Raw genomic sequence first — 5769 nt, 5'->3', positions numbered from 1 at the left:
CTTCCGGACACCCCCCGCACCCCCTCTGAACTGCTCCTTCCCTGCGACCGCGGCGAATTCGCGAGCCCGGGCCGGAGCCTTCCGCCAGTCATACGTTTCCCAGGACCTGTGGACAAACCTCTGCCCGCGGGTGCGTCATGGACGGGTGACGAAGGAACCCGCGCGCATTCTCGTGGTCGGAGGCGGCTACGTCGGCATGTACACCGCCCTGCGCCTCCAGCGGCGCCTGAAGCACGAACTGAGACGCGCGCGGGAAGGCGGCGGGGGCGTACAGGTCACCGTGCTCGCCCCCGACCCCTACATGACCTACCAGCCCTTCCTGCCGGAGGCGGCGGCCGGCTCCATCTCCCCGCGCCACGTCGTCGTCCCCCTGCGCCGGGTGCTGCCCCACTGCCGGATCGTCATCGGCGAGGCGAAGTCCATCGACCACGCCCGGCGCACCGCCACCGTCGAGACCCTCGCCACCGAGCACGCCGGCACCGGTCCCGTCGAGGTGCCCTACGACGAACTGGTCCTCGCCCCCGGCTCGGTCTCCCGGGCCCTCCCGGTCCCCGGCCTCGCCGAGAACGGCATCGGCTTCAAGACCGTCGAGGAGGCCATCGGCCTGCGCAACCACGTCCTCGAACAACTCGACATCGCCTCGTCCACCCGCGACCCCGCCGTCCGCGACGCCGCCCTCACCTTCGTCTTCGTCGGCGGCGGCTACGCGGGCGTCGAGGCGCTGGCCGAACTGGAGGACATGGCCCGCTACGCCTGCCGCTACTACCACAACATCCGCCCCCGGGACATGAAGTGGATCCTCGTCGAGGCCACCGGCCGCATCCTCCCCGAGGTCGGCGAGGCCATGGGCCGCTACGCCGTGCGCGAACTGCGCGGCCGCAACGTGGACGTACGCCTGGAGACCCGGCTCGACTCCTGCGAGAACCGCGTCGCCCAGCTCAGCGACGGATCCCGCCACCCCTGCCGCACCCTCGTGTGGACCGCCGGCGTCAAGCCCCACCCCCTGCTGGAGAGGACGGACCTCCCCCTCGACGGACGCGGCCGGCTGCGCTGCACCGCGACCCTGCGCGTCGAGGACACCGAACACGCCTGGTCGGCGGGCGACGCCGCGGCGGTCCCCGACCTGGCGGCGGAGAAGTCCCGGACCCGGGAGGCAGGGGAAGGACCACCCCCGAAGTGCGCGCCCAACGCCCAGCACGCCGTACGCCAGGCACGCCTGCTGGCCGACAACCTGGTGGCGTCGCTGCGCGGCCGGGAACCGTCGGAATACGAGCACTCGTACGCCGGCTCCGTCGCCTCGCTCGGCCTGCACAAGGGCGTCGCCCATGTGTACGGCCGCAGGCTCAAGGGCTACCCTGCCTGGTTCCTGCACCGCGTGTACCACCTGAGCCGGGTGCCGACGGTCAACCGCAAGGCGCGCATCCTCGCGGAGTGGACGCTCGCCGGCCTGTTCAAACGTGAGATCGTCTCGCTCGGCTCGATGGAGCACCCGCGCGCGGAGTTCGAACTCGCCGCGGGCACCGGCCGCCACCCCGAGGGCCCCTGACACCCGTCGGTGCCGTCGGTCACACTGGACGTGTGACCATGGGTGGGCCCGCGTCAGCGAAGAGTCACCGGCGGGCGCGGCCGGCGCGACGGGCCGGCGGGCAGGGGCATCCGCCCGTACCCGCGGGCACACACCAGACACGAGAACATCGGAATCGGATCGGACCGCACGCAGTGAACTTCACGCGCTGGAGCGCCCGGCTGCCCGGCACGCAGCGGCAACGACGCCTCGCCGCCAGGGCCGTACGGCGCCCGCCCGAGGCACCGGCCCCCGCCGGGGCCGTCCCGGCCGCCCGGGACGAGCACGGCGAGCCGCCCGCTGCGGACACCGGGGGAGCGGGGCAGGAAGCCGGGCAGGACGCGAGACGCGGCCTCGACGACCTGCCCGCACAGGACCTGCTCGGGCAGGTCCCCGCCCTGGTCGCACTCGTCCACGGACCCGACCACCGCATCGCGTTCGTCAACGACGCCTATGCCGCGGCCTTCGGCCCCCGCGAGCCCGGCGCCCCCGCCCGCGAGGCCCTGCCGGAACTGGCCGAACTCGGCCTCCTCCCGCTGATGGACCAGGTCCTGCGCAGCGGCAGGCCCCGCACGGTCAAGTCCCGCCGGGTGGAGGGCCGCGCGGGAGGGCGGGGAGACAGGAGCCCCAGAGCCGTCGGCGGCGGCACGCGCCCGGGCTACTACACCTTCACCTGCACCCCCGTCGAACTGAAGGGCCCCGGAGCGCGGCGCGGCGTCCTCGTCTTCGCCGCCGAGGTGACCGACCAGGTCGAGGTGGCCGAACGGCTGCGCGTCAGCGAGCGCCGGCAGCGCGAGGCGGCCGTCACCCTCCAGCGCAGCCTGCTCCCGCAGCAACTGGAGCAGCCCGACGACCTGCGGGTGGCCGCCACGTACCGCCCGGGCGGCACCGACGCGGCGGTCGGCGGCGACTGGTACGACGTCATCACCCTGGGCGCGGGCCGCACCGCCCTGGTCATCGGCGACGTGATGGGCCGCGGGGTGCGGGCGGCCGCCGTCATGGGGCAGCTGCGCACGGCCGTGCGCGCGTACGCCCGGCTGGACCTGCCGCCCCACGAGGTGCTCCAGCTCCTCGACGGGCTCGCCGCCGAGATCGACCCGAACCAGATCGCCACCTGCCTCTACGCCGTCCACGACCCCAACGAGGGCCGCCTGGTGTACGCATCCGCCGGCCACCTGCCGATCCTCGTCCGGGACCCGGACGGCACGGTCCACCGCACCGACGAGTCCACCGGCCCGCCCCTGGGCACCGGCGGCTGGCTGCACACCTCCGCCTGCGTCCCCTTCGGCGAGGGCTCTGCCGCCGTCCTCTACACCGACGGCCTGGTCGAGCGGCGCGACGCCGACATCGATCAGGGCATCGAGGTGCTGGAGGAGGCCTTCGCCGGAGCGACTGGCAGCCCCCAGGTCGTCTGCGACCGGCTCCTGCGGGCCATGGGCATCACCGCCGAGCACGACGACGACGTCGCGCTCCTGGCCCTCCAGCACCCGGTCCGCACCGGCCACGACGCGGAGCTGTTCCACAACGCCGCGCTCGACCTCCTGGGAGGGGTCGAGGCCGCCCCGCGCGCCCGCGCCTTCGCCTCCGGAGTCCTGACGAGCTGGCGGTTCCCCCGGGAACTGCACGATCTGGGTGTGCTGGCCGCCAGCGAGCTGGTGGCCAACTCCCTCCAGCACGGCACCCCGCCGATGTGCCTGCGCCTGCGCCGCACCGACCGCCGCCTGATCGTCGAGGTGACCGACGGCGACGACCACCTCCCCCGCCGCCGCCGGGCCGAACCGGTGGACGAGAGCGGCCGGGGCATCTCCATCGTCGCCACCATCGCCTCCGCCTGGGGATCGCGCCGCACCCCGGGCGGCGGAAAGGCGGTGTGGTGCGAGTTCGCGCTCCCGCAGGCCGTGCCGCGCTGACCGCCCCGCGTCAGCCGTGCCGCACCGACCGGTCCGGACGGGTCAAGCGGCCCGCACGGGCTCGGCGGACCGGGCCGGCACCGAGGCGGCGACCACCAGGGACGCCCTCAGCGGGTTGTCCTGCTCGGTGGTCAGCCTGCGGCCCAGCAGCAGGGCCAGCACGGTGACACCGAGCGAGCACAGCACCAGCATCACGATGTACGGCCCGTGCAGCGTGGCTCCCATCGGCCCGCCCACCGCCGGACCGATCGCCAGCGCCAGCTGCTTCACCAGGGCGAAGGCGGAGTTGTACCGCCCGACCATCCGGGCCGGAGCCAGATCCGCCACCAGCGGCGCCACGGTCGGCGAGAGCATCGCCTCGCCCAGCCCGAACAGCGCGTACGTGGAGATGATCGCCGCGACGGCCAGCGCATGGCGGTCGGCCACCAGCCCGGACGCCCCGGCCGCCAGCCATGCCACCGTCCAGATCAGCCCGACCAGCGCGATCACCCGGCTGCGCCGCCGCCGTTCCACCACCCTGAGCACGACGAACTGCGCCAGCACGATCACGGCCGTGTTCGCGGCGAGCGCGATCCCCAGCGTCGCCGGGGAGATCCGCGAGGCCTCGACCGCGTAGGCCGAGAGCCCGGACTCGAACTGCCCGTAGCAGGCGAAGAACATCACGAAGCCGAGCGCGGAGAGTGTCACCATCGCCCGGTCGGACAGCAGTTCCCGCCAGCCTCCCCCGGCCGCGGCGCCGCCCTCGCCGCCGTGGGCGGAACACTCGACACGCGGCCCGTCCGGCAGCCGCACCGTCGCCACGGTCGCGCCCAGGACCAGGTACATCGCCGACTCGATCCCGAACAGCAGCAGGAACGACGAAGGCCGTTCGGTGTCCACGACCAGGCCGCCCAGCAGTCCGCCGACGCCGAGCCCGAGGTTGTTGAGGAAGAACTGCGTGGCGAAGGCGCGCGAACGTGTCGCCGTGGTGGAGGACCACACGATCATCGTGGCGAGCGCGGGCTGGATCACCGAGAGGCCCGCACCGAAGACGGCGGCGGACACGTACATCGCCGCCACGCCTTCCGAGAAGGCGATGCCGAGCGAACCGGCGGAGGCCAGGACCGTTCCCGCGACGGCGACGGGCAGTGGGCCGCGACGGTCGATCACCCGCCCGGTGAAGGGCAGCACCACCAGCGCGGCCACGGCGAAGAGCGCGAGCACCGTCCCGGCGGTGCCCGCGCCCAGATTCCGCACCTGGGCCACGTAGATGAACATGAACGGGACGGTGAAGCCGTTGCCGAACGCGCTCAGCGCGTTCCCCGTCTGGATCCGGCGCAGCGCGGCGCCCGTCGCGGTGGTCACACTCACCTGCCTCTGAGTCCGGTGCGCCGTCCGGGCACACATGGGCGGAAAACATGGAATGGGGGAGAAGCCCGAAGAGAGACTTCGAAGCTAAAGTTCGATGCTAAAGAGTACACAGGCGAAGACTTCGAAGCGAACGAGTTCATGCCATACTCCGGTCCCATGCCCGACCAGCCCCCCTCGGACCAGGACCGCGGCCCCACGCTCGACGAGCAGATCGCCATCTACCAGCGTGAGTACGGTGAGCTGGACCCCCAGGTGGAGAAGATCGTCAACGCGCTCAGCCGCCTCGACCGGCGCATGAGCGTCGCCTACGGACGCCAGCTCGCCACCCTCGGCCTCAACCACGCCGAGTGGGAGGTGCTGAAGGAACTGGTGATGGCGGGCAGGCCCTACCGCCTGGGCCCGGGAGCCCTCGCCAAACGGCTGGGGCTCACCCCCGCCGCCATGACCCACCGCATCGACCGCATGGTGACCGCCGGCCTGGTCACCCGGGAGCGGGACGAGAACAACCGCGTACGGGTGATCGTCGAGCTGACCGACGACGGCCGCGAGAAATGGCTCCAGGTGATGCGGATGGCCTCGGTCTTCGAGGAGGACCTGCTCCAGGACCTGTCCGGTGAGGAGCGTGTCACCCTGGGAGAGCTGCTGACGCGCCTGCTGCGCCGGGTGGAGGACACCCAGCCGGACGCCGGCGGCCGACTCAGCGACCTGGACTGACCGGCTGGGCGGAGCCCCACGCCGACCGGCTGAAGGAGGTCATGGGCGCCACTTGACAGCCGGTGGAGCGATCCGTAGGGTTCTCCGAGTTGCCAGGGAGCCGGAACGGTTCTCCGGGCAGCTCTTCTGTCGCCTTCGGCGGCGACCACTCACTCGATGTGAATCCCTTCCCGGGGTGAATTGCGGCGTGCCGCAATTCCGGTCCGGGTGGCTCGATTAGGAGCCGGACGG

Annotated in this window: 4 protein-coding genes; 3 read left to right on the top strand and 1 reads right to left on the bottom strand. The window is 72.8% G+C overall.

The genetic code is table 11. The features are described from left to right. Positions 1–196: 196 nt before the first annotated feature. The gene (locus tag L7D48_RS24765) at positions 197–1546 is read left to right on the top strand and encodes an NAD(P)/FAD-dependent oxidoreductase (protein ID WP_237882666.1); all 1350 of its coding nucleotides are present in this window, start codon (positions 197–199) and stop codon (positions 1544–1546) included. Positions 1547–1719: 173 nt separating this feature from the next. Continuing rightward, a complete protein-coding gene (locus tag L7D48_RS24760; protein WP_237882663.1) occupies positions 1720–3474 on the top strand; it encodes a SpoIIE family protein phosphatase in 1755 nt (584 codons plus the stop codon). A gap of 42 nt (positions 3475–3516) precedes the next feature. Here L7D48_RS24760 and L7D48_RS24755 read toward each other — a convergent pair whose 3' ends face one another. Beyond that, complete coding sequence (locus tag L7D48_RS24755) at positions 3517–4818, bottom strand: MFS transporter (protein ID WP_237882662.1); 1302 nt, start codon at positions 4816–4818, stop codon at positions 3517–3519. A 162-nt stretch (positions 4819–4980) separates the two neighbouring features. Here L7D48_RS24755 and L7D48_RS24750 point away from each other — a divergent pair, with 162 nt between their 5' ends. Next, on the top strand, positions 4981–5538 hold the full coding sequence (locus L7D48_RS24750) for a MarR family winged helix-turn-helix transcriptional regulator (protein WP_237882660.1): 558 nt from the start codon (positions 4981–4983) through the stop codon (positions 5536–5538). Positions 5539–5769: the final 231 nt, after the last annotated feature.

The sequence above is a fragment of the Streptomyces sp. ICN903 genome (assembly GCF_022015835.1).
In the GTDB taxonomy this organism is placed as follows: Bacteria; Actinomycetota; Actinomycetes; order Streptomycetales; family Streptomycetaceae; genus Streptomyces; species Streptomyces fenghuangensis.
The sequence above is the reverse complement of the archived record's forward strand: the minus strand, read 5'-3'. Positions and strand labels throughout refer to the sequence as shown.

What these genes read in the sequence shown, in the direction of transcription:
- L7D48_RS24765 (WP_237882666.1), top strand. Translation starts at nt 197, where the DNA reads ATGTACACCGCCCTGCGCCTCCAGCGGCGCCTGAAGCACGAACTGAGA.
- L7D48_RS24750 (WP_237882660.1), top strand. Translation starts at nt 4,981, where the DNA reads ATGCCCGACCAGCCCCCCTCGGACCAGGACCGCGGCCCCACGCTCGAC.